Origin of the sequence: Halorubrum zhoui (assembly GCF_051194155.1) — an archaeon.
Taxonomy (GTDB): domain Archaea; phylum Halobacteriota; class Halobacteria; order Halobacteriales; family Haloferacaceae; genus Halorubrum.
On the sequence record NZ_JBLZNJ010000004.1, the window covers coordinates 1 to 24,820 of the forward strand.

Consider the following 24,820-nt stretch of genomic DNA (forward strand, 5'->3'; position numbering starts at 1 on the left):
AACGGCCAACGAGGAATGCACAACCCAGAGTACCACAGCGAGTGGGAATGTCGCTCTCGGGGAAGCTCAGACCGACTGAGACTCCCACGAGAGGAATCCCACGACTTCAGTCGTGGGTGGATGTCAAACACTGGCCGTCGTCGTCTCAGCCGTCTCGATCACGTCGACGTCGACGATCCGATAGCGAATCCCGTCGTCGTACGTCGTATCGAGGTGGACGTCCCAGCCGTGTACCCGAGAGAGGCTTCGCACGTTCGGCAGTTTGAGTCCGGCATCGGCGGTGGGCTCTGCCGCATCGTACCCGAACAACGAGTCGTCGTGGGCTCTACCGGCGTAGCGTCCGTCGTCGGTCACGACGAGTCGCCCTGGGTCGGTCTCCACCCGGACCGTGAGCGCCGTCGCCTCCGCGTAGGCGGCAAATCGGATCGCGTTGACGAAGAGATGTGTGAGCCGGTCGTCGGCCGCTCGGATGGTCGCATCACGTTCGAGGTGCACGTCGAGGTCGGCGTCGACCGACTCGGTCGCGCGGTCGAGTGCTAGTCGAACATCGACGTCGTGATACGTCTCGATCGATTGGGCGTACCGTGTCAACACGTCGAGATCTTCGATCACCTCTTTGCTCCGCCGGACTGACTGCCGGGCCACCTCAAGTGGATCTCGCTCCGTGGGTGCGTCAGATACGGACGCCGCGAGCGCGAGGTACCCCTCGGTCACGCCGACGGCGTTTCGCAGCTCGTGGGCGATCGCATCGGCGATCGCCTCGAGCTGCTCGTCGTGGCGGGTGAGTTCGGCCTTTCGTCGCCTCGCGTCGGTAATGTCCTGGAGGAAGAGCGTCGTCCCGAGGCGGTGGGGACCGAGCTCGAGCTCGCGGCGTGTCACCAACAGCGTTCGTGTTCCCTCGGGCACAGACTGTTCGACGAGGTGCGTCGTCTCGGATAGCCGGTCGATAGGAAGCGTTGCAGTGAGCTCCGCGAGCGTCTCGACGTCTCCGTCGAGCGCCGGGACGAGCTCGGCCGCGCGGTCGTTGTACTCGCGGATGGCACCGTCCGCACCGACGGTCACGACGCCCTCGGCTGCCTCGTCGAAGAGGGTCTCTCTCGTCGGTGCTTCGAGGTTGACGAACGAGTCTTCGACCAAGTAGAGGGCACCGAGCCCAAAGATCGCCACGCCGATCGGTTCGTAGCTGAGTTCGGGGATCACCTCGGGGACGACACCGATCGCGATCTTCGGGAGTGCCGAGAGGGCCGTTATCGCGACGAGCGCCGAGAGTGCCCACGAAGACTGTGACGAGCGGGTGAACGTCCGAAACAGCAGATAGAGCCCGATCGCCGTGAAGCCGTACGCCAGCACGAACGAGATCCAGTATATCGGCCGCGGGTAGATGATCAGCCGTGGATACGGCTCGACGACGAACCCAGAGGCGAGGTACTGCTCGTGAATCGGATTCGTGAGCTTCGTGAGGATGAGCGCGACGTATATCGCGAGCGCGCCGAGCTGGTACGGCCGGTGTCGATGAAACGAGTGGCCGGTGTACGCCGACGCGAAGAACAGCCAGGCCCAGACGGTGCCGAATCCGACGATGAGCCCTGAAAGATACAGCGCCTCTGCGACCGCGTGGTCCGTGACGAGCATCTGGATCGACTGTAGCGACGCCCACAGTCCGACGGTCACGAGCAAGGCTCGAAGCCCCGTTCGTGCGTCCGACTGCCGGAGCGGTGACCCGCGGGCTGCCCCGACGAAACACGCGACGGCCGCGGCGCCGAACACGCCGGAGATTGCCAGATTCGGTGCCGAGAGAGTCACAAGTGAAGACCGGTACATCCCGGAGGCGCATCACTGTTGTCGTTCGGGCGACCGGTCGGCGTCCCAGTGGAGAGCGCGGCGCTTTTGTGCCGCATCGGCGACGGTTTGGTATGGAGATCGACGAGGGGGGGTGTACGGTGCGCGTCCCCGAGGCCCGTGACGGTGCGAGCGATGGGACCGGCAGCGGGGTATTTTTCAATCCGACCCAAGAGCTGAACCGGGACATCACCGTCGCCGTGTTGCGCGCCTATCGCGACCGCGAGCCGCGCGCGGAGACGTACCTCGACGCGATGGCGGCCTCCGGCGTCCGTGGAGTGCGGGCTGCTGCCGAGGGGTACGCCGTGACGTGTGCGGACGTCGACGCCGAGGCGGTCGAGCTGGCAAGAGAGAACCTCGCCACGAACGACCTCGACGGGGACGTCGTCCACCGCGACGTCAACGCGTTGTTACACGAGTCCGTCTTCGACGTCGTCGACCTCGACCCGTACGGGACGCCGATTCCGTTCGTCGACGCCGCGTTCGCGAACACGCGCAACGTGGTGTGTGTCACCGCGACCGACACGGCACCGCTGTGTGGTGCACACCAGCAGAGCGGGATCCGAAAGTACGGAGTCGTCTCACAGAACACCGACTACCACCCCGAGATGGGGCTCCGAACGCTCGTCTCCGCGCTGGTTCGGACCGCGGCACGGTACGACACCGCCGCCCGTCCGGTCGTCTCACACGTCTCACGTCACTACGCACGCACGTACCTCGAGTTGGAGTCGGGGGCGCAGGCCGCCGACCGCTGTCTCGAAGAGCTCGGATACGTGGACCACTGTGAAGACTGCCTCTGGCGAGACGCGACCCGGGGGCTGATCCCCACTCCCGTCGACACGTGTCCGACGTGTGGGAGCAGCCGCGTGCTCACTGCGGGGCCGCTCTGGGTCGGTCCCGTCGCGGACGCCGAGTTCACTCGCGCGGTCCGTGCGTGCGTCACCGACGAGATGGGGGAAGCGAAACGCGCTCGGCGGTTGCTCGCGACTGTCGCACGCGAGCTCGACACCCCCACGCACTACGACCAACACCGGCTGTACAAGGCGTGGAGCGAGCCCGCCATCGGCATGGAAGAGTTCGTCGACCGGCTGCGAGACGCCGGCTACGAGGCGAGCCGTGCACACTACCGCGGCACAGCGGTCAAGACCACCGCGTCGATCCCAGAGATGCGTGAGGCGGTTCTCGGCGACGACGCGGCCCGATAGCTCGACTTCTCGGCGACTCGGGTCTTCTCCCCCTCGTTTCGTCGGCTACATCGGGGTCCGCGTCTCGGTGCGTGCACCACGCCCGTGAGGACGCACTGCGCCCGAGAGAACGCGGACCGGCAGGTACAACACGGTCCTGGCCGACCCACTGGTATGAACGGTCAGTCGGACGGCGCGGGCGACGCCGACGACGAGGAACGCCCGACGGGGGCGCCGGACGTGACGGCGTTACAGGAGGAGCTGAGCCGGCTACGGGCGGAGTTCGACGCGTTCGAAGCTGACGTCGAGCAACGCACCGTCGACAGGCCGGAACTCGAATCCGAGCTGAAACGATACGTGCGCTCACGGATGCGACGCGGCCACGCTCGTGGCTGGGGGCCGTACCTCGTCTTGCTCTACGGCACGGTGACGACGCTCGGTGCGTTCGTCTACCTTCGCGGCGCCTACGCCATCCTCGCGATGATCGTGTTGGGGCTCTCGACGCTCGGACTCTACACGCTCTTCGTGCTCGTCGGCATCGGGTTGAACCTGCTCGAGACGCCGGGACGAGCCGTCGACTACGCCCGCCGTCGACGGGAGGAGTAAAGAGCGTGCCGGCGTACATCCCGGCCGCCCGCGGAGTCGGCGAGTTCGCCGTCGTCGAAGCCCTGCCGGCGGTCGTCGTGGTCGTCTTCGCGGCGGTCACTCACCTCGCAGATCCCTGGTTCCTCTTCGCACTGCTGGCCGGCGTCTACTGGTTCGGCGACGACCGACTCGCCGCGGCACCACGGCGAGCAGGTGCGACCGCAATCGCGCTCGTGGCGGCCGGCTACGCCGCAGTCGCACTCGGGAAGGCGTCCGTCGCGGTCCCGCGTCCACCCGGCGCGACCGGCACTGTGACGCCTCCACCGTGGTTACCCTCGGTGCTCGACGGCTGGTACCGAGCGCAGCTCGTGTCGACCGGCTTCGGATTTCCGAGCGGTCACGCGACCGGCGCGGCCGTCGCGTACGGAGCGCTCGCACTCGTGTGTACCGCCCTGTGGACGCCCGAGCGACGATACGCCGTGGCGACGACCGTCGCCGTCGCCGTCGCCGCGTCTCGAGTCGTCATTGAGGTACACTATCTGGTCGACGTCGCCGCCGGCCTGCTCCTCGGCGCGGTGGTGCTCACCGGTGGACTCGCGCTCGCCGGCGACTCACGGCTTCGCACGCTGTCGCTCACCGCTCCCGCCGGTCAGCTCACGCCGACTCCCGTGTTCGTTCTCGCAGCTGTCGTCTCCGTCGCCGCGGCGGCGGTCGCCGTAGCGAACGGCCACCCGGAGAAGGTCGTCGAAGCGGCCATCGGGATCGGCACCGGCGTCGGTGGCGCGGTCGGCTGGCAGCTCGCTACCGGCACAGAGCCGCCCGTCTCTGTGCGTCTCGCCGTTCCGGGGCTCCTGTTCACTGGAGGAACGTGGATCGGCGCGTACGTGCTCGGTGGAGACGTCGTTCGCACGACGCTCATGACGGCGGTCGCCGTCGCTGGCGTGGTGGCGGTTCCGGTCGTCGCCGCACGCATCGAGTGATCTCCGCGCGACGCTACGGGTGGCCGTTCGCATGTCGCGACTCGACGTGCAGCCGACCGAGACGCAGAGCGGCCGCTAATCCGGTCGAATAACGAGAGTTTGGGGCTCCGGGCAACGGAGTGGTCGTCGAGGTGGTGGGCGTCGTCGAGTGAGGTGAAGTAGCCGCCGGCGGTTACATCGCGCCGCCCATGCCACCCATGCCGCCCATGCCGCCACCCATGCCACCGGCACCGCCGGCAGGCATGTCGTCGCCCTCGTCGTCGTCGGAGCCGCCGCCCTTGAGATCGCCGGCCGCGATGACGTCGTCGATACGGAGGATCATGACGGCCGCCTCGGTCGCGGACTCGATCGCCTGCGTCTTGACGCGGAGCGGCTCGACGACGCCTTCGGCCTCCATGTCGATTACGTCGCCCGTGTAGGCGTCGAGACCGGCACCGAACTCGCCGCCGTCGTGTCGCGAGCGAAGGTCGACGAGCGAGTCGATTGGGTCGAGTCCGGCGTTCTCGGCGAGCGTGCGCGGGATGACCTCGAGTGCGTCGGCGAACGCCTCGACGGCGAGCTGCTCGCGGCCGCCGACGGAGTCGGCGAAGTCACGGAGCTGCAGTGCGAGCTCGGCTTCCGGAGCGCCACCGCCGGGCAGCACCTGCCCGTCGACGAGCGTCGTACGGACGACGCCGAGTGAGTCGTCGATGGCACGCTCGATCTCGTCAACGACGTGTTCTGTGCCGCCACGGAGGATGAGCGTCACGGACTTCGCCTCTTCGACGTCCTCGACGAAGATGCGCTCGTCGCCACCGATGTCCTTCTGGGCGACGGAGCCGGCGAAGCCGAGGTCCTCGGACTCGATGTCGTCGAGGTTCGAGACGACACGGCCACCGGTCGCGCGGGCGAGCCGCTTGAGATCGTCGGACTTCGCGCGACGGACGGCGAGGATGCCCTCTTGTGCGAGGTAGTGCTGTGCCATGTCGTCGATCCCGTCGCCGACGAAGACGACGTCCGCACCGATGTCGACGAGATGGTCGACCATCTCACGGAGCTGTGCTTCTTCCTGGTCGAGGAACTGCTGGAGCTGGTCTGGGTCGGTGACGTTGACCTCGGCGTCGATCTCGGTCTCTTTCACCTCGATGTCGCCGTCGAACAGCGCGACGTTCGCGTCTTCGACCGCGTACGGCATGTTCTCGTCGACGCGCTCTTTGTCTACGATGACGCCCTCGACGAGTTCGGACTGGTCGATCGAGCTGCCGACGACCTTCTCGACGGAGACGTTGTCGACGTCGATGCTGTCTTCGTCGGCGACGGCGAGGACGGCGTCGACGACGAGGTCGGCGAGCAGGTCCTTCGAGTTCTCTGCGCCCTTACCCGTCATCGCCGTCGCGGCGATCTCGACGAGCGTCTCGCGGTCGTCTTCGGTGACCTCGATGGCGTCTTCTTCGAGGATCGACTTCGCCTCCTCTGCGGCCTGGCGGTACCCCTGAGCGAGCGTCGTCGCGTGGATGTCCTGGTCGAGGAGCTCTTCGGCCTGATCGAGGAGCTCGCCGGCGACGACGACGGCACTCGTGGTGCCGTCGCCGACCTCGTCTTCTTGGGTCTCGGAGACCTCGACGATCATGTTCGCCGCCGGGTGGTCGATGTCCATCTCTTTGAGGATGGTGACGCCGTCGTTCGTGACGACGACGGACCCGCCCGAGTCGACGAGCATCTTGTCCATGCCCTTCGGACCGAGCGTCGTGCGGACGGACTCGGAGACCGCCTTACCGGCGGTGATGTTCATGTTCTGGGCGTCTTCTCCGGAGGTGCGCTGTGACTCCTCGGAGAGTACGATCATCGGCTGGTTACCCATCCGCTGTCGCTGGGACATAATCACTCATTGATTGATTGTGATTCTATATAAACCCATCGTTACCGCTGGACGAAACCGCCGCACGAGGGGGCTCCCCACGGCATCGTGTGTCGGTGTATCACGGTGCTTTTATACCACATGTCGGTGCCAGTGAGCGAGGCGGACGGCCGTCGCTATCGGCCGCCCGCTCCTCGCGGCGTCGCGTCACTGCGGCGGCTGAAAGCTCACGTCGTCGTTCAGTTCGTTCGACTTGCGCTCGAGGTACGAGTACACCGCGCCGTGGGGTGCACCGTCGAGTAGCATTCCGACCGCCCGACGCACGACCTGCAGCTCCTCTGGGCCACCGACGGCGCCGACGGTGCTCCCGTAGACGACGACGTCCGCGCCGGTGAGCTCTTCGAGCAGCTCCCGGGTCCGACCGTTCTCACCGATGATGCGCCCCTTCTTTCGCTGGAGGTCGTTGTCGTTTCGGGTGTGTTCGGTGAGGTCGACGAGTTCTAGCGTCCGGAGGTCGTGATCGAGAATCGAGAGGGCCGTCTCTGGGTTGAACCCTCGGCCGATCGCCTTGACGACGTCTGGGGCGACAAGCGCGGCCACCGGATCGTCCGTTTCCTCTATCGCGACGCTGCCCGACTCCGAGTCGATGTCGAGTCGCACGCCCGCCCGCGCTTCGATCTCCCGCATCGTCTCGCCACCGGCGCCGATCACCACGCCGATCCGGTCCTGCGGAACCGTCACGTGTTGCATGGTGGTTCGTACCCGGTCGAACCGTTTAAGCGTGTTCCGACGCCTCCTCGTCGGCCGGCTCGGCGTCGTGGTCCGACGTCGCGGGCTCGCCGGCGTCTGCCGACGCCGGTGCCGTCACGTACGCCTCGAGGGCCTCGGGGTCGATCGTGAGTCCCTGCCGCGTAAAGAACGTCGCCACGTTCACACAGTCGCGTTCGAGGAACTCGCCGGCGTTCGGGTGGTGGACCGTGACGGCCTGTCCGAGGTCGATGACGGCGAGTTCGCCGTCGTGGACGATCATGTTGTACTCGGAGAGGTCGCCGTGGATCAGTCCGGCGCGGTAGAGGCGACGCATGTACTCGCGGACGACCGTGTACGCGGTCTCGGGGTTCTCGACGTCCACCTCGTTCAGCCGGCGTGCCCGGTCGTCGGCGTGCCCGACGAGCTCCATCACGAGGACGTTCCGCTGGACCGCGATCGGCTCGGGCACGCGAACGCCGGCCGCTCGGGCGCGCCGGAGGTTCGCGAACTCCTTTTTCGTCCACGCCAGCACGACCGCCTTCTTGTCGTTCGCGATCCCCTCGAATCGTGGGTCCCCCTCCAGGTAGTCGCGCATCTGTCTGAAGTTCGAGGAGTTGATCCGGTACACCTTCACCGCCACCTCACGAGCGTACTCGTCGGCAGCGGCCGTCGACCCCGGCGCCGGACGCTCGCCCGCCTCGCCGCCGAGCGCCTCGAAGACGCTCGCCTCTTTCCCGGTCGACACCGGTCCGCCGAAGGCGTCGACGTAGCCGTCTTGGACCAGCTTGTACACGGCTGCGAGGGTCGCGTCGTCGAACACCGACGCCTGGAGTTTGAACTGCTCCGTGTCTTTCACCCGGGTGCGGAACTCGCTGAACTCGCGGTCCTGCCGCCTGGCGATGCGGTCGGCCTCGGTGTCGGAGACGTCGAGCGACTCCCACTCGTCGCCGGGCTGATCGTCGGGCTCGAGCAGGACGAACTCCTCACTCATTCGACTAACCGTACGCCGCCACGAGGCATAAGCGGGCGGGTCGACACGACGGACCGGCTCGACGATCGGCTCCATCGCGGCGTGGAGTATATACGGCCGACCGGCGTATCGGGTGCTGTGACATCCCGAACCATCCGCGCCCGCGACCGGCCGGTGTTCGGCGTCGACGTACAAAGCGGCGACGTTCGCGGCGACTCCCCCTCATACGCGCTCGTGGTGCTCGATCCGGTCGACGACGACGACCCGGACGCACCAGACGTCGACGGCCCGCTCGCACGCGTCACCCGTGACGTCGTCTCGCTCCGGAAGCTCCGGCGGCTGATCGACGACCGCGAGCCGCTGTACGTCGCGACCGACAACGCCTACGAGCTGGCGCCCGACAAGAACGCGCTCGTGGGGCTGTTGCGGTCGCTTCCCGACGGGACGCGACTGGTGCAGGTGACGGGCGCCGAGCGGCCGGAGCCGCTCTCACGGGTGGCGTCTCGACACGGGATACCGTACGGCAAACAGCCGATGCAGGAGGCGGAGGCGGCCGCACGGCTCGCCGCCGCGAACGTCGGCCACGCGGTGACGGCGTTCACCGACGAGACGCGGGTGAAGGTCGCACGCGGGCGGTCGACCGGAAAGGGCGGGTGGAGTCAGGACCGCTACACCCGGCGGATCCACGGCAACGTCCGAAAGCGAACGCGACAGGTCCAGTCGAAACTAGACGAGACGAACCTCTCGTACGAGCGAGCGGTGACCGAGAAGTACGGCGGCTTCGCGAACGCCGTCTTCACCGTCCAGGCCCGTCCTGAAGACATCCCGGTCTCCACCTCCCGGGCCGGCGACGTACGCGTCGAGATCGAACGAGAGCGCCGCGACGGCATCGAGTACGACCCGCTCGTCGAGCGGCGAGATCGCGTCATCGTCGGGATCGACCCGGGAACGACCACGGCCGCCGCCGTCGTCGGCCTCGACGGCACGGTTCACGCGCGGTACTCCTCGCGGACGGCCGACACCGCGGCGGTAACCGAGTGGATCATCGAGCAGGGACGCCCGATCATCGTCGCGGCCGACGTCGAGCCGATGCCGGAGACCGTCGAGAAGTTCCGTCGGTCCTTCGACGCCGCCGGCTGGCACCCGACGACGGACCTCCCGGTCGACGAGAAGCTCCATCGCACCCGCGAGGTGGGCTACGAGAACGACCACGAACGGGACGCGCTGGCGGCCGCACTCTATGCGTACGACGCCCACGTCGACCAGTTCGAGCGGATAAGCGAGAAGACGCCGCCGCGGATCGATAGAGAGGCCGTGATCGCCGGCGTCGTCGCGGGCGAGAAGTCGGTCGAGACGGTCGTCGCGGAGCTGCGTGACGACGGCGACGCCGAAGACGAGGACGGAAACGACGATGCGGGCGACCCGACCGCGCCGGAGCGGAGCCCAGAAGAAGAGACGATCCGCCGACTCCGCGACCGCGTCGACCGGTTGGAGTCGTACACCGACCGACTCGAGTCGAAGGTTGAAGCGCGCGACGAGCGGATCGACGAGCTCGAAGACGAGCTCGAGGCGGCCAAACGCGAGGAGCGGATCGAAGCTCGCACGCGGCGAATCGTCTCCCGAGTCGAGCGCGAGTCCGATCGGATCGCCCGCGAACGCGACGAGGCGCGCGAGCGGGTCGACGAGTTAGAGCGAAAGCTCGAGACGCTCAAAGAGCTGTGGAAGTTGGACCACTCGAACTTCACCGACGTGGCCGACGACGAGGGACTCGTCAGCGTGAAAGTGGTCGAACAGTTCACGCTCGACGCCATCGACGCCGCCGCCGACGCCTACGGACTCGTCGCAGGCGACGTCGTCTACCTGCGAGACGCCTCTGGGGCGGGCCGGCGGACCGCAGAGCGGCTGGCGAGCACGGAGCCGCGGGCGGTGATCCGCGACGGGAACCTCTCCGAGGTCGCAGACCAGGTACTCTTCGACCACGACGTGCCGGTCGTTCCCGCGGACGCGGTGTCGGTCCGCGAGGTGGACGAGCTGGCGGTCGCCGCCGAAGCCGACGTCGAGGCGGCCGTCGCCGAGTGGGAGTCGCGTGCCGAACAGCGTCGCCGCGAAGCGAAAGCGGCTCGACTCGACCGCATCATCTCCGAACATCGGGCGGGAACGACGCTCCCTGAGAGCGAGGAGTGAGGCTGACGGCGGGCTTCCAGAAGTCATATGCCGAGCGGCCGTGCTACCGTACGCATGGACGCCTACGAGCGGATCACCCGGAACACGGCCGAGGTGGTCACGGACGCGGAGATCGAGACGCTGGCCGCCGACCCGGACGGCAAGCGAGCGTACGTCGGGTACGAGCCATCGGGCGTCCTCCACATCGGACACATGCTCACCGCGAACAAGCTGATCGACCTCCAGGCGGCCGGCTTCGAGGTCACCGTGCTCTTGGCGGACGTACACGCGTACCTGAACGACAAGGGATCGTTCGCGTCCATCCGGAGCACCGCAGAGCGGATGCGCGACCAGTTCATCGCGTACGGGCTCGACGAGTCGAACACCCAGTTCGTGCTCGGCTCCGACTTCCAGCTCGACGAGGACTACACGCTCGACCTCCACGCGCTCGAACTCGAGACGACGCTCGCGCGCGCAGAACGCGCCATGTCGGAGATCAAATCGGGTGACTCCGTCCACGTCTCACAGGCGGTGTACCCGCTCATGCAGGCGCTCGACATCCCGTACCTCGGCGTCGACCTCGCGGTCGGCGGGGTAGAACAACGGAAGGTGCACATGCTCGCCCGCGACGTGCTCCCCAGCATCGACCGTGAGCCGCCGACGAGCCTCCACACCCCACTCATCGCCGATCTCACGACGGGTGAGGGAAAGATGTCCTCGAGTGCCGGCGTCACCATCTCGATGGAGGACGACCGCGACGCCATCGCCGAGAAGGTGAACAGCGCGTACTGTCCGCCCACCGCGGACCCCGAGCCGACCGACGACGGCATCGAACGGGAGAACCCCGTCCTCCAGGTGTTCGAGTACCACGTGTTCCCGCGGTTCGAGACCGTCGTCGTCGAGCGACCCGCAGAGTACGGCGGCGACCTCGAGTACGAGGCGTACGAGCCCCTGGAGACGGACCTCGAGTCCGGCGAGCTCCACCCGGCCGACGCGAAGGGTGCGCTCGCCGAGTACCTCGATCGACTCGTCGCTCCCGGGCGCGACCAGCTCGTCGAGTGACACGCGATCTCACTCGGGTGTCGAGTCCGCCGTAGCAGCCGAGCAACCGTCGAGAGGACACGTCGGGTCGAGACACCGTCTGCCGGTCGCCGTCTCGAAGACGGGAAGCCCGCAGACGCACTCGTCGGCGGCGACGCCGGCGGGAATCGAGAGCGTCGTCTCACACGCCGGGTACCGCTCACAGCCGAGGAACACCCGTCCAGGTGCCGACTGAACGGTCAGCCGTCCCTCGCAGTCTGGACACCCCCACACCCGATCGAATCGGTCTCGGACCGCATCCTCGAGCGGGTCACACCCCGGGTCGAGACACAGGTGGAAGGGTTCGCCTCGCTCGACGCGGATCTTCGGGAGACCACAGTCGTCACACGTCGCGTCGGTGACGCTCGCACCGGCCGGAAGTCCCCACCGGCGCTCACAGTCGAGGCACACCACGTCACCACGCGAGCGGACGAGCGGACCGCCGTCGGCTGGACAGGTGCCGACGGGGAGCCCGGCTTCGGTGACCGGCAGGTCACGGGTGGCCGTCGCGGCCTCGGCGACGACGCGGAGCCGACGGGAGCCGTCTCGAGCGGTGACGGTGAAGCCGTCGTCGTCCGACTCGACGACGACTGTATCCGGGCGGGTGAGCCACGCGACGGGCTGGTAGCCGTCTGCGTCGTGGACAAGCGTGGTGTTGTCGGGTTTGACGATGACGACCACGTGGCCGCGATGAGTGTGGGTCCGATCACCGCGCTCTGTCACCGTACAGTCGCCGGCGAGGACACGGAGGCGTGCTGGCATGGGCCTCCTGGCCGCGGCATCTGGTATAACGAGTCGGGTCGATCGGGCTGGCGCGGGACCAGGTGTGTCGTGTGGTGGCGGCTGTACGGATGAACGAGGAGAGAGCCACCGACGTCGGTCGTGGGAGGCGGTCAGGTGCACGGCATGGGAGTTGCGTCGTCAAGTGTGCGGCGACGAGGGTCTACAGGTGCCCTTTGACCCGCGACCACACCGTGTTCTCCCCGCACCCACTACATCGACTCGGGTGCCTCGATGCCCAGTACGTCGAGCGCGTTCGCCATCGTGTGTTTGGCGGCCGCGACGACCGCCAGCCGCGCGTCACGGAGCGCGTCGGTCTCGGCGGTGACGACCGGACACTCCCGGTAGAACGCGTTGTACGCGTCGGCGAACTCGCGGGTGAACGTCGCGACGGTGTGGGGTGCGAGGTCGTCGGCCGCGGCCTCGATCACCGCGGGGAAGCGGGCGACCGCCCGGAGGAGGTCTCGCGCGGCCGCCGTCTCGAGGACGCTCGCATCGACGTCGACCGACGCACCGGGCTCGGGGACGGCGACACCGGCCGCGGCGGCCTCCTCGAGAATGCCACAACACCGCGCGTGGACGTACTGGACAAACGGCGCCGACTGCGCCTCGAAGTCGAGCGCCTCCTCCCACTCGAAGGTGATCGCCTTCGCGGGCTGTTTCGAGACGATGTCGTAGCGCACCGCCCCGATCCCCACCTGGTGAGCGATGCGTTCGACGTCCGCGTCGGTGAGGTCGTCGTCGCGTATCCGGTCGTCGAGCCGCGATTCGACGGCCTCGCGGGCCCGGTCTATCGCCTCGTCGAGCAGGTCGTCGAGCATGACGCCGGTGCCGCGCCGCGTCGACATCTTCCCCTCGGGGAGGTTCACGTACGAGTAAATGACGTGACCGAGTTGGTCGGTGTCGGTGCCGAGCAGCTCAAGGGCCGCCTCAAGCTGGTCTGCTTGGAGCTTGTGGTCTTCGCCGAGCACCGTGACGGCGCGGTCGTAGTTCGCGAACTTCCACTCGTGGTGTGCCAAATCGCGGGTGGTGTACAGGCTCGTGTCGTCGGCGCGGAGAAAGACCAGGTTCTTCTCGATGCCGAACGCGTCGAGCTCGAGCTGCCAAGCGTCTGCGTCGTACACCGCGTGGTCCGTCGTCTTGAGCCGGGCCGCGACCTCGTCGGTCGAGCCGTCGCGCATGAACTGCGTCTCCTTGACGAACGCGTCGAACTCGGCCGGAAGGCGCGCGAGACAGTCTTTCATCCCCCCGAGAACGGCGTCGACGACCGTGCCGACCCGCTCGTAGGTCGCCTCGTCGCCCGCTTCGAGCCCCTGGAGGATGGCTGCGATCTCGGCTTCGGCCTCCTCGACGGCCGCCGCGTCGGCGTCTTCGAGGTACGCGTTGCCCCGCCGGTAGTACCGGACGAGGTCGTACTCGATCCGGTCGCGGGCCGGCTCCGCTTCGAGGTCCGCCTCGTCGAAGGTTTCGTACGCCCAGGTGAACACGGCCATCTGTCGGCCCGCGTCGTTCACGTAGTAGTGGCGGTCGACGTCGTAGCCGGCGTACACGAGGACGTTCGCGACCGCGTCGCCGACGATTGGGTTGCGCGCACGGCCGACGTGGACTGGCCCAGTCGGGTTCGCGCTCGTGTGTTCGACGACGACGCTCGTGTCGCGGTCCGGCAGCGACCCGTACGCCGCGTCGCCGGCGGCGGCCGCAAGCGTGTCGGTGAGGTAGCGCTCACCGGCGTGGAAGTTGACGTACGGCCCCGCGGTGTCGACGCCGACGAGGTACGCGTGTGCCCCGACGTCTATCGCGTCCGCCACCCGCTCGGCGACGGCCGGGGGCGCCTCACCGATGGTCCCCGCGAGCCGGAAGGCGACGCTCGAGGCGAGCGTCGCGTCCATGTCGTCCGGGGGGCGTTCGATGCCGAGGTCGTCGGTCGGGAGATCGAGCGCCTCGAGCGCCGTTTCGAGCGCCGTGGCGACCTCCGACCGGAACTGTCTGAACATACGGGGGATTCTGCGGGCGGGCTAAAAGGCCCTTCCGAACCGCCGCGTGGTCGTGGGGTGACGGCCGTCGCCTGCCATCTCCGTGTTGAACTGAACTGAACGTAGTGGCTTCCGCTGTGTGGTCCACAAACATCGTCGCGTAGCCGCACGCACACCCATTTTGCATTGGTGGTGGGTGTTCCTCTCCAAGCGACTACAGGGCACCACTCGTTCGCCGCTGCCAAGTCACAGACCAGCGGCGGCAACGGCCGTCTCTATCCGACGATCTCTTCGACCAACTGGCGTGCCGACCGGCGGACCGCCGCGTCGCTCTCTGTCGACGGCTCCCAGCCGAGCGCCGCGAGCTTCTCGATCGAGAGGCGCATCCTCGGGACGTCACCGGTCCAGCCGCGGTCGCCGCCGGTGTACGTGTACGCCGGGTCGACACCAACTTCCTCGCTCACGATGTCGGCGATGTCGGTGACCGAGGTGGTCGTGCGGGTGCCGAGGTTGTACACGTTGAGCGGGTCGGTGGCGTGCTCGACCACGTGACACATCGCGTCGACGCAGTCGGTGACGTGCATGTACGACTTCTCCTGGTGGCCGTCGCCGAGGATCTCGAGTTCGGTCGGGTCGGCCGCGAGCTTCTCGATGAAGTCGGGGATCACGTTCCCGCGCTGGCCCGGCCCGACGATGTTCGCGAAGCGGAACACCCACGACTGGACCCCGTACGAGTGTGCGTACGTCGAGCAGAGCGCCTCGTCGGCGAGCTTCGAGGAGCCGTAGATCGAGATCGGCTCCAGTGGCGCGTGGTCTTCGGGCGTCGGCCGCGGCGCCTCGCCGTACACCGTCGACGAGGAGGTGAACGCGACGCCGTCGACGTCGACCGCGCGGGCTCGTTCGAGAATAGTGTGTGTCATCGCCGTGTTCGCCTCGAACAGCTCGCGGTCGTGCTCGTAGTTCGTGTCGGTGTACGCCGCGAGGTGAAACACCACGTCGACCTCCTCGGTGAGGACCGCGGCGACGGCCGCGGGGTCGCGCACGTCGACCTCGTGGAACGTCGCATCGTCTGGGACGCGGGCGGGGTCGCCCGTCGAGCAGTCGTCTGCGACCCGGACGGTCGCCCCGTCGGCGAGCAGGCGAGCGGTCAGGTGGCTCCCGACGAGCCCGGCACCTCCAGTGACGAGCACGTGTGCGTCGTCGAGCATACGCGTCTCTCGCGGGTGGGCCGTAAGTACGTGTGGAAACGCTCCGTGCGGTGCGTCGACGACGGGTGGCTCACAGCCCGCCGCCCTCGGCGCTCTCGCCGGCGAGAATGACGACCATCGAGAGTCCGGAGATGACGAGCAACAACAACGTCGGGACGACCGCGTACTGGTAGAGCGCGGTCGCCTGAGCGCGCCAGATCTGTGTGACGATCGTCTCGAAGCCGGACGGCCGGAGGACGAGCGTGACGGGGAGCTCTTTCATCGTCGTCAAGAAGACGAGGGCGGCACCGGCGACGATCCCGGAGCGGGTGAGCGGGAACGTCACCCGCCGGAACGAGCCGAGTGACGACTCACCGAGCGCGCGACTCGCCTCGACGAGCCGCGGGTCGACCCCGAGGATCGACGCCCGCGAGGAGCCGACCGCCTGCGGGAGGAATCGAACGACGTACGCGAACACCAAAAGCGGGAGCGTCTGGTAGATCCAGGGGAGGTATCCGGTGCCGAACGAGACGAGTGCCAGCGCCAATACGATACCGGGCACCGCGAACCCGACGTACGTCGCACGCTCGAACAACGTCGAGAGCGGCGAGTCGGAGGTCGCAGCGAAGTAGGCGATTGGGATCGCAGCGAGCGCGGCGACGACGGCGGCCGCGGCCGCGACGGACACCGAGTTGAGCACCTGGACCCACTCGAACGCCATCGAGGGGCGACGGCCGGCCTCCGCGCGAACCAGCCACAGAGAGAGGATCCACAGCGGGACGGCGAGCGCGAAGCCGACGACGGTCGCCGGCACGAGCGTCGCCACCCAGCGCCAGCGACCGAGTCGAATGCGCTCGTCGGTCTGGCCGGCGTCGTCACCGGCGGTGGTTCGGTCGGCGCGGACGAGCCACTCCAACGCGAGCACGAGCAACACCACCGCGAGCAGCTGTAACGAGAGCAGCGCGGCGTAGTCGCGGCCGAACGCGTTGTACTCGACGTAGATCTGTCGGGTGAAGACGGGCAGCCGCATGATCGCCGGGGTGCCGAAGTCTGAGACCGCGTACAGCGCGGTGAGGAGGGCGCCGGCGGCGACGGCCGGTCGGATCACCGGGAGCGTCACCCGGCGGAAGGCGGCGATCCGGCCGTGGTTGAGCGTGCGAGCCGCCTCGATGAGGGTCGTATCGAACGACCGCAACGCTGCCCGGGTGGTCAAAAAGACGTACGGGTAGGTGTACAACGTGATCACGAACACCGCCCCGGGAAGCCCGTACACGTCCGGGAGCCGCTCGATGCCGAGCGGGGCGAGGACGTCGTGGAATTCGCCGCGAGGGCCGAACGCGGAGACGAACGCGAACGCTCCGACGTAGCTGGGGATGACGAGCGGGAGCGAGACCGCGATCGCAAAGAATCGTCGGAAGGGGAGGTCGGTGCGGACGGTGAGGTACGCCAGCGGGACGCCAAGCAGGATCGACCCCCCGGTGACGCCGGTCATCAACAGCAGGCTGTTGATCACGACCTCGACGGTCCCTCGGCTGAACAATAGCTCTCGGGCCCGAGTCGGCTCGACGGTGAGCGCCTCGAACACGAGCCAGACGACCGGAATGGCGAGCGTCGCCGCAATCGCCGCGGAGAGCAGCGTCAACCCCGGCGGCGGTCGTTCGTCGCCGAAGAGACGCGCGGCGATCTGATCTCTCGTTCCCATGGTCGACGGGTCTACCGAGAGGTGAGGGCGGGTCGGGGATTAGGCGTTCCGATCCGCACCCCGCCGACTCCGATGGGTACAAGTATTTAGGCGAGCCTAAACCGCTGCATGGAGCTGACGAGACGCGACGCCGTGGCCGCGCTGGCGGCCGTCGGGGCGACCGGCGCCGCGGTCCTCGCCGGAGAGCGGGCGATCGACCACGCCGCGGGGAACGCCGACGACGAGACGGTTCGGACCACGATGCGGGCGGTTGCGACGGTCGTGTACCCCGACGAGCTCTCGGGAATCGACACATTCCTCGAGCGCTATCTCGACGGTCGACTCGACGGCGGCCACCACGCCCTCGCGCTGCGGCAGACGGTCGCCGAGCTCGAGAAGCTGGCCGAGGCGTGGTACGGGGACTCGGTCGCGGCGCTTCCGGCCGCGGACCGCGACTCGCTCCTCCGCGAGGTCGGCGCCGACACCGCCGAGGAGGACCCCGACGGCACGACCGCCGAACGCGTGCGGTACTACGTGGTGAACGACCTCCTGCTCGCGCTGTACGCCTCACCGACCGGGAGCGAACTGGTCGGCCTCGAGAACCCTCGTGGGCACCCGGGCGGGATCACGAGCTACGCGCGAGGGCCGCAGTGAGCCGCACGGGGTCGACGCGGACGACGCAGGCGGACGCGACAGGCGGCACCGGCCGCGACCGCACACCCGTCTCCGGAGCCGACGTCTGTGTGGTGGGGGCGGGGCCGGCCGGCGCACTCGTCGCCGATCGGCTCGCCGACGACCACGAGGTGGTGGTGTTGGAGGCGGGCCCACGGTTCGACTCGGCGAGCCGGGTCGACCGGCAGGAGCGCGCACTCCGCCCGGCGTTCGACCGACCGGACGTGTGGGACGTCGGTGGCGACCGAGACGCTCACACGAACTCCGGCGAGCGCTTCTACCCGCTGAACCACGCGCGGGTGAAAGGAGTCGGCGGCTCCACGCTCCACTGGCAGGGGATGGTGATGCGGCTCCACGAGGACGACTTCGCCTCGGGGACGACCCGGGGCGTCGGCCCGGACTGGCCGATCGCGTACGCCGACCTCCAGCCGTACTATCGGGAGGCAGAGCGGGAACTCGGCGTCGCCGGCGCGTCGGACAACCCGTACGCACCGCCGCGAGCAGACCCACACCCCATGCCGGCGTTCGAGCCCTCCTACAGCGACTCGCTGTTCGCGGAGGCGTGTGCGTCGCTCGGACTCGACATGCACTCGGTGCCGAACGCGCGCAACTCCGAGCCGTACGGGGATCGCTCGCCCTGTGTCGGCTACGGGACGTGTCAGCCGGTGTGTCCAAGCGGGGCGAAGTACGACGCGACCGTCCACGTCGAGCGGGCCGAAGCGGCAGGAGCGACGGTGATCGGCCGGGCACCGGTCGAGCGACTCGCCCACGAGTCCGACCGCGTCACCGCCGCGGTGTACACGACGCCGGACGGCGAGACCCACCGGCAGGCGGCCGACGCCTTCGTCCTCGCCGGCGGTGGGGTCGAGACGCCGAGGCTGTTGTTGTTGTCTGCTTCCGAGGCGTACCCGGACGGCCTCGCGAACAGCAGCGGGCACGTGGGCGCGTTCTTCACCGACCACCTCTTTGCGGGCGTTGGCGGGGTACTCGAGGAGCCGACGAGACAACACCACGTCGGCTTCTACACGAGCGGGTGTGACCAGTTCTACGACGAGGCCGACGAGCAGTACGCCCCGTTCAAACTGGAGTTCTTCAACTACGCCGGTCCCACGCCGGTCGGCATGGCGCTGACGGGCGACGACTGGGGAGACGCCTTACTCGAGCGACTCCAGACGGCGTACGGCGGCCACGTCGCCGTCGGCGGGCTCGTCGAACAGCTCCCGCAGGAAGAAAGTCGCATTCGGCTCCACCCGGAGCGGACCGACGACCGCGGGAACCCGGTTCCGGACGTCCACTGGCGGGTCGGCGACCGGGCGCTGCGGACGATAGCGCGGGCGAACGAGATACAACGCGCGATCCTCGAGGAGCTCGGCGCTGAGATCGAGTGGGTCGCCGGCCCCGACGCGACCGGCCCCGCGTATCACCACATGGGAACGACACGGATGAGCGCCGATCCCAGGGCGGGTGTCGTCGACGCCGACTGTCGCACCCACGACCTCGACAACTGCTGGATCGCCTCGAGCAGCGTCTTCCCAACCGGCGGCGCGATGAATCCCACGCTGACGATCGCCGCGCTCGCGCTTCGCGTCGCCGACCACGTCGAGTCGGCGTACTGACACTGTTTTAGGCCGACCTAAACGCTCAAGTGGGTGCGGCACAACTCCCGCGGCATGAGTGATGCACCTGCCACGGACGGCACGGCGGACTCGTCGATCACGGACGCGACAACGACAGACGCGGGCAGTGATACCGACGCGACCGACACCGACGCGAGGAGCGTAACCACGACACCCGAGACGTCGACCGACGACGGCGACTACACGTTCGACGACGTGAGCGTCGTGATGGGCACGTACAACGAGGAGGCGGCGATCGCGACCGTCCTCGCGGACGTCGACGCGGTCACCGACGGGCGCGCCGAGGTGGTCTGCGTCGACGGGTCGTCGGACCGAACCCCAGAGATAGCCCGCGAACACGGCGCACGCGTGATCGAACAGGAGCCGCAGGGGTACGGCGTCGCCGTCCGCGAGGCGATCCTCGCGCCCGACCGGCCGGTGGTCGTCACTACCGACTGCGACGACACGTACCCGATGGAGGCGCTGCCCGCGTTCCTCGAGGCGGTCAACGCGGGCGCCGACGTCGTCAGCGGTGACCGGCTCTACTACGGCGCGGAGACGATGCCGGCGTTCAACCGGCTCGGGAACCACGCGTTTGCCGCGGTCGCGTCGCTGCTGATGGGCGAGCGCGTCCACGACACCACCACCGGGATGCGCGCGTACCGCCGCGAGGTGGTCGAGTCGATCGAGTGGACCGAGAACACCGGCCTCTCCGCTGAGCTGCTCATCCGGCCGCTGATGCGCGGCTACGACGTCCGCGAGCGGCCGATCGAGTACGCCGAGCGGCTCGGCGAGACGAAACTCGACCCGATCGAAGGCGGGGCCGCGATCGCGACGTCGATCCTGCGGGTCTGTCTCGAAGAACGATTCCGTTGAGCGGTCGAACGACTCGCGTGCGTCCCCAGCTCAGCTGTCCGCAGCGGTGACCCGCGTCTCGAAGACGACCCACGGCGGGTGCGCATCCGGGTCGTCTGGGAGGTACGTTCCCTCGGTCCCGCAGTCGGTGACGAGCCGACACACCGATCGCTCCGGCGGCCAGACGACCGAGACGCGGTCGCCGTCGGTGCGGACCGTCGCCTCTTGTCTGTACGTTAGCGTCGAGCCGTCCGGCTGGACGAGCGTCACCGTCACCACGAGACGGTCCGTCTCCTCGAGCGGGACGACCCCGAGCGGTGCGTCGTTCACCCCCGTCGTGGTCGGGTCGTCGCTCAGTCGGGCCGTGTCGCCGTCGAGCACCCAGTCGACCGTGACCGTCTCGTTCGGCGACGACACGGTGTACCGTGTCGACTCGTCGCCGTCGGTGGTTTCGAGCCGAACCCGAGCGCGATCGACGCGGGCAGGAACGCCGACGGTCGTGGTCGCTTCGAGTCGGTCGCCCGTGTGGACCGCGAGCGGCTCCAGCGCCGGCTCGACGTGGCGGGTCGGGTCGGGGACCCACTCCCCGCGGTAGGTGTACCGATACGCGGTCCGGTTCGGGTACGCCTCGAGCACGGCGAAGTCGCCCGTCGGACCCCGGTCGAGCGCGTACACCACCTCGCCTGCGAGGTCGGGCTCGTTACGCAGCGACTGAAAGGGGTGGTGCTGCCAGGGGCCGTACGGGGTCGGCAAGAACACGAGCGCGTCCGAGAGGTCGGTCGACGCGAACGGCTCGTAGGCCGCCTCGTACTTCGCCGTCTGGGCCGCGTTGCGCTCGAGAGGGGTCGAGACGACCGCGGCTCCGGCGACGACCCCGACAAGCACCGCGGCCGCGAGCCCCACCGAGACGATGGCGCGAGCACGCCGCGGTGAGACGACCGCGCCGAGTCGATGCCGGGCCGCGTCGCGCGTCTCCCAGCCGGCGACGACGGCGACCCCGCCGAAGACGGCGATCGGCACGAGCAGGTCGAAGTGGTAGAACGGCCCGAGCGAGGCGACGAGACCGTCGGTCGGGTCCGAGAGCGTCGCGAGGAGGTTGTGCGTGCCCCAGAAGAACAGGTTGCCGACGACGACCGATCCGGCGACACCGGCGAGTAAGAGACCGCCGATTCGCGCGGTATCACCGGCGGGCCGTCCACCGCCGACCCACCGGCGAACCGCCAGCCCACCACCGACGACCGCGAGGAGGGTCCCGAACGGCCCGGCGGCGACCCAGCGGGTGAGCAGAAACCAGACGCCGTACGCGTTCGAGCGAAGCGCGAGCGCCGGCGTGTACGTCTCGCGGTGTCCGAGGATCTGCCGCTCGCCGAAGCCCGGACCGTCCATCGGCGCGAACGCCTGGTAGGGAAACGTCAGCGGGGACCCGGTCAACCGGAAGTTGTACGCGAGCGTAATACCGACCAAAAGCATACCGAAGAGCGCCGTGAGGCCGTGCCGACGGACGGGGCCCGGGAGGGGACGGATCCCGCGTTCGCGAAGCGCCGAGCCGACTCGAACGAGCGCGTGGAGGATGAACGGGGCCGCAAACAACACCGCGGTGTACGGGCGCGCAAAGAAGGCGAGCCCGATCGCGACGCCAGCGATCCCGGCCATCCGGCGTGACCCGTCGCGGACGCCGCGGAGGTACGCGACCGCGAAGGTGAGGTTCAGGGCCGTCGTCGGCGCGTACGGGAGAAACGTCGCGCCCGTCACGAGCGCGAGCGGCGAGGCCGCGAACAGGATCGCCGCCACCAGGCCGACTCGCCGGTCGAAGGTGAGTCCACCGAGCGCGTAGACGAGCGCAGCGCTGGCGCCCGCCACGACGGCGAGGGTGACGCGCGGCTCCCCGACGAGCGCCATCGAGATCGCGTACATCGCCGCCGGCACCGGGGTGTACTTCGGGTAGAGCCGGCCGCCGTCCTGCACGAAGAACCACGGGCGGAACGCCTCGGCGAGCCCGCCAGCGACGAGCTCCAGGCGTCCCGAGAGCAGCATCGCGGCCTGCGTGAGGTACACCGCCTCGTCGTGGTTGACGGAGTGGTGTGTAAAGACCACAGACGCGACGACGAAGGTGGTCGTCGCGGTGAGCAGTGAGACGACCGCGGCCCCGAGGGTGATCCGATCGGTCGCGGCGAGTCGCGCACGCCCCCGGCTCACGACCCGGCTGATCCGACGAACGTCGAGCGGGGATGACACGGCGGGGCGTCGTGGCCGCAGCTACACCTCGGCGCCGGCGTCACGCATGAGGTCGATCGTGGGCTCGAGGTCCGAGAGCGCGGCGAGGTCGACGTCGGGAACGTCGAGCTCGTCGATGGTGGGGAGGTCGCCGATCGGCTCGACGTCCGGGATGAGCGGGTACTCGAAGGTGGTCCGCGCGAAGTAGTCTTGCGCCTCGGCCGAGAGCAGGTGACGCACGAAGTTCTCCGCGAGCGTCGCGTCGGCCGCGGTGTCGACGACGGCAGCGCCGGCGACGTTGAACATCGCACCGGCGTCACCGCGGGTGAACGCGGCCGCGATCGAGGCGTCGGGCGAGCCGTCGAGGACGCGCTGGATGTAGTAGTGGTTCGCGAACGCCGCGTCGATCTCGCCGTCGGCGACCGCCTGACACGCCGCGAACTCGTCCGCGTACGCCGTGATCCCGCCGTCGACGACCGACTCGACCCACTCGCGGGTGGCGTCTTCGCCCTCGATGAGCCGCATGGCGGTGACGAACGCCTGACAGGAGCCGTACGACGGCGCCCAGCCGAGGTCGCCGTCGAACTCGGTCGGGAACGCCATCACGTCCGCCGGAACGTCGCTCTCGTCGAGGGTCTCGGTGTTGTACGGAACCGTCCGGGCGCGACCGGAGGTACCGATCCACTGGTCGGTGTGAAACTCGCCGCGAACCAGGTCGGTGAGCGACGTCGGGAGCGACCGCGTACGCCCGGCATCGGCGAGCGCGCCGAGCGCGCCGGCGTTGACCGAGTAGAACACGTCCGCGGGCGATCCGTCGCCCTCGTTGACGATCTGATTGACCAGGTCGGTCGAGCCGGCGTACCGAACCGTCAACGAAAAGTCGTCGTACTGCTCGTCGATGTACTCGACGAGTTCGCCGACGAGGAACTCTCCGCGACCGGAGTACACCGTGAGCTCTCCGGCGAGGTCGGGCATCTCCGCGATCGACGTGCCGCCGGGGGCGTCGCGGCCGGCCCGGCCCGAGCCGATCTGGCCGATCGACGAGGTCGTCGTCTCGTCTGCGTCCTCGCTCTCGCCGGCACACCCGGCGAGTCCGGCGACGCCGAGCGCCCCCGTGGCCGCCAGGAACCGTCGTCGAGCAACGTCGCGTCCGTCTGTGTCGTGATGAGTCATGTTTTTAGGCTAGCCTAAAATAACTTAGTCGTGTCGGTTCAGTCGTCCGCGACCGCCGGCGTCCGGCGAATCGCGTCGAGACAGTCGAGCCACTCGCGCATGTGTTCGCCGACGTAGGTCAAGAACGCCCCGTTTCGGTACGACTCGAACGTGCCGTCGGCGAGCCGGTCGGCCATCGCCGCGTAGACGGCGGCGTAGTCGGCGGCGTCCGGACGGTCGCCCGGTTCGGCGCAGTCCGTGAGATCGGCGTCGACGTCTGTGGGCTCCACGTCGTCGACGAGCTCCCAGAGGTGTTCGTTCAGCTCGAGACCGGCGACCTCGTTGTGGAGGTCGTCGAACGTCGACCGCGGGGCCTTGTTGTGTTCACAGAGCGGGCCTCCCGAGTAGATCTGGGTCCCGAGCACGTCACAGGCACGCTTCAAGAACACCCCGCTCCAGATGTCGTCGAACCGACCCACCTCCCACTCGTTGTCGTCCATCGGCAGCTGGTAGAACGCCGGAACGACCTCGCGGCGGAACGCGAGGTTCATCGAACACACCGTGAGGTAGTGGCCGGGTGCAGCGACGAAGTCGCGCTCGAAGTCGGCCGCCGTTGTTCGGGTCTGCGCCTGTCCCTCGAGGTCGCCGTCCATCAGGATCCGAACGGCGTCGAGGTCGGGGACGTTCGTCCACAACCCCTGTGAGGCGACGACACTCCCGCCATCGAGTGTGGCGGTGTCAGTTTCGACCGTCTCGTCCATCGCCGCGTAGGGGTATCCGCGCGGGTAGAGGCCGTGTTCGTCGGCGCGCTGGTAGAGCACGTTCACCCACTGGGTGTCGGAGCGAACGCGTTCGACGTCGCCGGCGAACGCGAGGTTTTGTAGGTGCCGACCGAAGTAGTCGGCGTCCTCGTGTGGCAGCGTGTCGTCGTCGATGAACACGCCGTACTCGAACGTCGGGTCGGCCCACATGTACAACAGCCCGAAGCTGGTCTCGGCGTGGCTGGCGGCTGGGACCAACTCGCCGTGCGCTGCGACGCCGTGGTGGTCGTACCACGCCTCCCGGCGGGTCCCATCGAACACCTCGCCGGCGACGTTGAGGTCCGCCAGCATGTCGGCCATCGCCTCGGTCTCACAGAAGTCTTCGGTCACGAGCACGAAGTGGAGCCGAGAGACGTCGAAGTCGTGAGCACGGGCGTTCTCGACGTACGCGCGGACGCAGTCGTACTCGCGGATCGTCGGCACGATCACGCAGATGTCCCCGTCGGTCGGGTTGGCGGGTGAGGTGACCATCGCTCCGTTA

General features: G+C 68.4%; 18 protein-coding genes and 1 pseudogene. 8 read left to right on the plus strand and 11 right to left on the minus strand.

Translation table 11 applies throughout. From position 1 onward, the window contains the following. Nucleotides 1–123: 123 nt before the first annotated feature. Nucleotides 124–1,803, minus strand: coding sequence for a histidine kinase N-terminal 7TM domain-containing protein (locus tag ACNTAO_RS07540; protein ID WP_435161378.1), 1,680 nt, complete (start codon nucleotides 1,801–1,803; stop codon nucleotides 124–126). Nucleotides 1,804–1,913: 110 nt separating this feature from the next. Here ACNTAO_RS07540 and ACNTAO_RS07545 point away from each other — a divergent pair, with 110 nt between their 5' ends. The 3 genes and pseudogenes from ACNTAO_RS07545 to ACNTAO_RS07555 all read left to right on the plus strand — a co-directional run bounded on the left by ACNTAO_RS07545 (nucleotide 1,914) and on the right by ACNTAO_RS07555 (nucleotide 4,588). Further along, nucleotides 1,914–3,044 (plus strand): tRNA (guanine(26)-N(2))-dimethyltransferase, encoded by a 1,131-nt coding sequence (locus ACNTAO_RS07545; protein ID WP_435161379.1) that lies wholly within the window; start codon nucleotides 1,914–1,916, stop codon nucleotides 3,042–3,044. Between the two features lie 111 nt (nucleotides 3,045–3,155). Further along, nucleotides 3,156–3,629, plus strand: a pseudogene (locus tag ACNTAO_RS07550) (YihY/virulence factor BrkB family protein); the annotation flags it as partial. 5 nt (nucleotides 3,630–3,634) lie between these two features. Continuing rightward, nucleotides 3,635–4,588, plus strand: a complete 954-nt coding sequence (locus tag ACNTAO_RS07555; RefSeq protein WP_435161380.1) for a phosphatase PAP2 family protein — start codon at nucleotides 3,635–3,637, stop codon at nucleotides 4,586–4,588. 172 nt (nucleotides 4,589–4,760) lie between these two features. On the opposite strand, the gene thsA is transcribed toward ACNTAO_RS07555, so the two are convergent. The 3 genes from thsA to rio1 all read right to left on the minus strand — a co-directional run bounded on the left by thsA (nucleotide 4,761) and on the right by rio1 (nucleotide 8,166). Further along, complete coding sequence (gene thsA / locus ACNTAO_RS07560) at nucleotides 4,761–6,413, minus strand: thermosome subunit alpha (RefSeq protein ID WP_435161596.1); 1,653 nt, start codon at nucleotides 6,411–6,413, stop codon at nucleotides 4,761–4,763. 219 nt (nucleotides 6,414–6,632) lie between these two features. Further along, nucleotides 6,633–7,175 (minus strand): KH domain-containing protein, encoded by a 543-nt coding sequence (locus tag ACNTAO_RS07565; RefSeq protein ID WP_435161381.1) that lies wholly within the window; start codon nucleotides 7,173–7,175, stop codon nucleotides 6,633–6,635. A 25-nt stretch (nucleotides 7,176–7,200) separates the two neighbouring features. After that, the gene (gene rio1, locus ACNTAO_RS07570; protein WP_435161382.1) at nucleotides 7,201–8,166 is read right to left on the minus strand and encodes a serine/threonine-protein kinase Rio1; all 966 of its coding nucleotides are present in this window, start codon (nucleotides 8,164–8,166) and stop codon (nucleotides 7,201–7,203) included. A gap of 117 nt (nucleotides 8,167–8,283) precedes the next feature. Between rio1 and ACNTAO_RS07575 the strand changes: the two genes are divergently transcribed. Next, nucleotides 8,284–10,329: a DUF460 domain-containing protein gene (locus ACNTAO_RS07575; protein ID WP_435161383.1), complete on the plus strand. Its 2,046-nt coding sequence runs from the start codon at nucleotides 8,284–8,286 to the stop codon at nucleotides 10,327–10,329. 54 nt (nucleotides 10,330–10,383) lie between these two features. After that, nucleotides 10,384–11,370, plus strand: a complete 987-nt coding sequence (locus tag ACNTAO_RS07580; RefSeq protein ID WP_435161384.1) for a tyrosine--tRNA ligase — start codon at nucleotides 10,384–10,386, stop codon at nucleotides 11,368–11,370. 9 nt (nucleotides 11,371–11,379) lie between these two features. Here the strand turns inward: ACNTAO_RS07580 and ACNTAO_RS07585 are convergent, their stop codons facing one another. The 4 genes from ACNTAO_RS07585 to ACNTAO_RS07600 all read right to left on the minus strand — a co-directional run bounded on the left by ACNTAO_RS07585 (nucleotide 11,380) and on the right by ACNTAO_RS07600 (nucleotide 17,030). Next, complete coding sequence (locus ACNTAO_RS07585; protein ID WP_435161385.1) at nucleotides 11,380–12,150, minus strand: topoisomerase DNA-binding C4 zinc finger domain-containing protein; 771 nt, start codon at nucleotides 12,148–12,150, stop codon at nucleotides 11,380–11,382. Between the two features lie 230 nt (nucleotides 12,151–12,380). Then, complete coding sequence (argS, locus tag ACNTAO_RS07590) at nucleotides 12,381–14,162, minus strand: arginine--tRNA ligase (protein WP_435161386.1); 1,782 nt, start codon at nucleotides 14,160–14,162, stop codon at nucleotides 12,381–12,383. A gap of 254 nt (nucleotides 14,163–14,416) precedes the next feature. Next, nucleotides 14,417–15,349: an NAD-dependent epimerase/dehydratase family protein gene (locus ACNTAO_RS07595; protein ID WP_435161387.1), complete on the minus strand. Its 933-nt coding sequence runs from the start codon at nucleotides 15,347–15,349 to the stop codon at nucleotides 14,417–14,419. Nucleotides 15,350–15,419: 70 nt separating this feature from the next. Beyond that, entirely contained in the window at nucleotides 15,420–17,030 is a 1,611-nt protein-coding gene (locus ACNTAO_RS07600; RefSeq protein WP_435161388.1) for an ABC transporter permease, read from the minus strand. Between the two features lie 108 nt (nucleotides 17,031–17,138). Here ACNTAO_RS07600 and ACNTAO_RS07605 point away from each other — a divergent pair, with 108 nt between their 5' ends. The 3 genes from ACNTAO_RS07605 to ACNTAO_RS07615 are packed head-to-tail and all read left to right on the plus strand — an operon-like array spanning nucleotide 17,139 to nucleotide 20,173. Continuing rightward, nucleotides 17,139–17,663: a gluconate 2-dehydrogenase subunit 3 family protein gene (locus ACNTAO_RS07605; protein ID WP_435161389.1), complete on the plus strand. Its 525-nt coding sequence runs from the start codon at nucleotides 17,139–17,141 to the stop codon at nucleotides 17,661–17,663. Continuing rightward, nucleotides 17,660–19,297 (plus strand): GMC family oxidoreductase, encoded by a 1,638-nt coding sequence (locus ACNTAO_RS07610; RefSeq protein ID WP_435161390.1) that lies wholly within the window; start codon nucleotides 17,660–17,662, stop codon nucleotides 19,295–19,297. Before ACNTAO_RS07605 ends, ACNTAO_RS07610 begins: the two co-directional genes overlap by 4 nt. A gap of 54 nt (nucleotides 19,298–19,351) precedes the next feature. After that, complete coding sequence (locus tag ACNTAO_RS07615) at nucleotides 19,352–20,173, plus strand: dolichyl-phosphate hexose transferase (RefSeq protein ID WP_496923240.1); 822 nt, start codon at nucleotides 19,352–19,354, stop codon at nucleotides 20,171–20,173. Between the two features lie 30 nt (nucleotides 20,174–20,203). Here ACNTAO_RS07615 and ACNTAO_RS07620 read toward each other — a convergent pair whose 3' ends face one another. Genes ACNTAO_RS07620 through ACNTAO_RS07630 form a run of 3 tightly spaced genes read right to left on the minus strand, consistent with a single transcriptional unit; the run spans nucleotide 20,204 to nucleotide 24,810 of the window. Continuing rightward, nucleotides 20,204–22,387: an ArnT family glycosyltransferase gene (locus tag ACNTAO_RS07620; RefSeq protein ID WP_435161391.1), complete on the minus strand. Its 2,184-nt coding sequence runs from the start codon at nucleotides 22,385–22,387 to the stop codon at nucleotides 20,204–20,206. A gap of 21 nt (nucleotides 22,388–22,408) precedes the next feature. Next, on the minus strand, nucleotides 22,409–23,539 hold the full coding sequence (locus tag ACNTAO_RS07625; protein WP_435161392.1) for an extracellular solute-binding protein: 1,131 nt from the start codon (nucleotides 23,537–23,539) through the stop codon (nucleotides 22,409–22,411). Nucleotides 23,540–23,577: 38 nt separating this feature from the next. Continuing rightward, nucleotides 23,578–24,810, minus strand: a complete 1,233-nt coding sequence (locus tag ACNTAO_RS07630) for an alpha-1 4-glucan-protein synthase (protein ID WP_435161393.1) — start codon at nucleotides 24,808–24,810, stop codon at nucleotides 23,578–23,580. Between the last annotated feature and the right edge of the window lie 10 nt (nucleotides 24,811–24,820).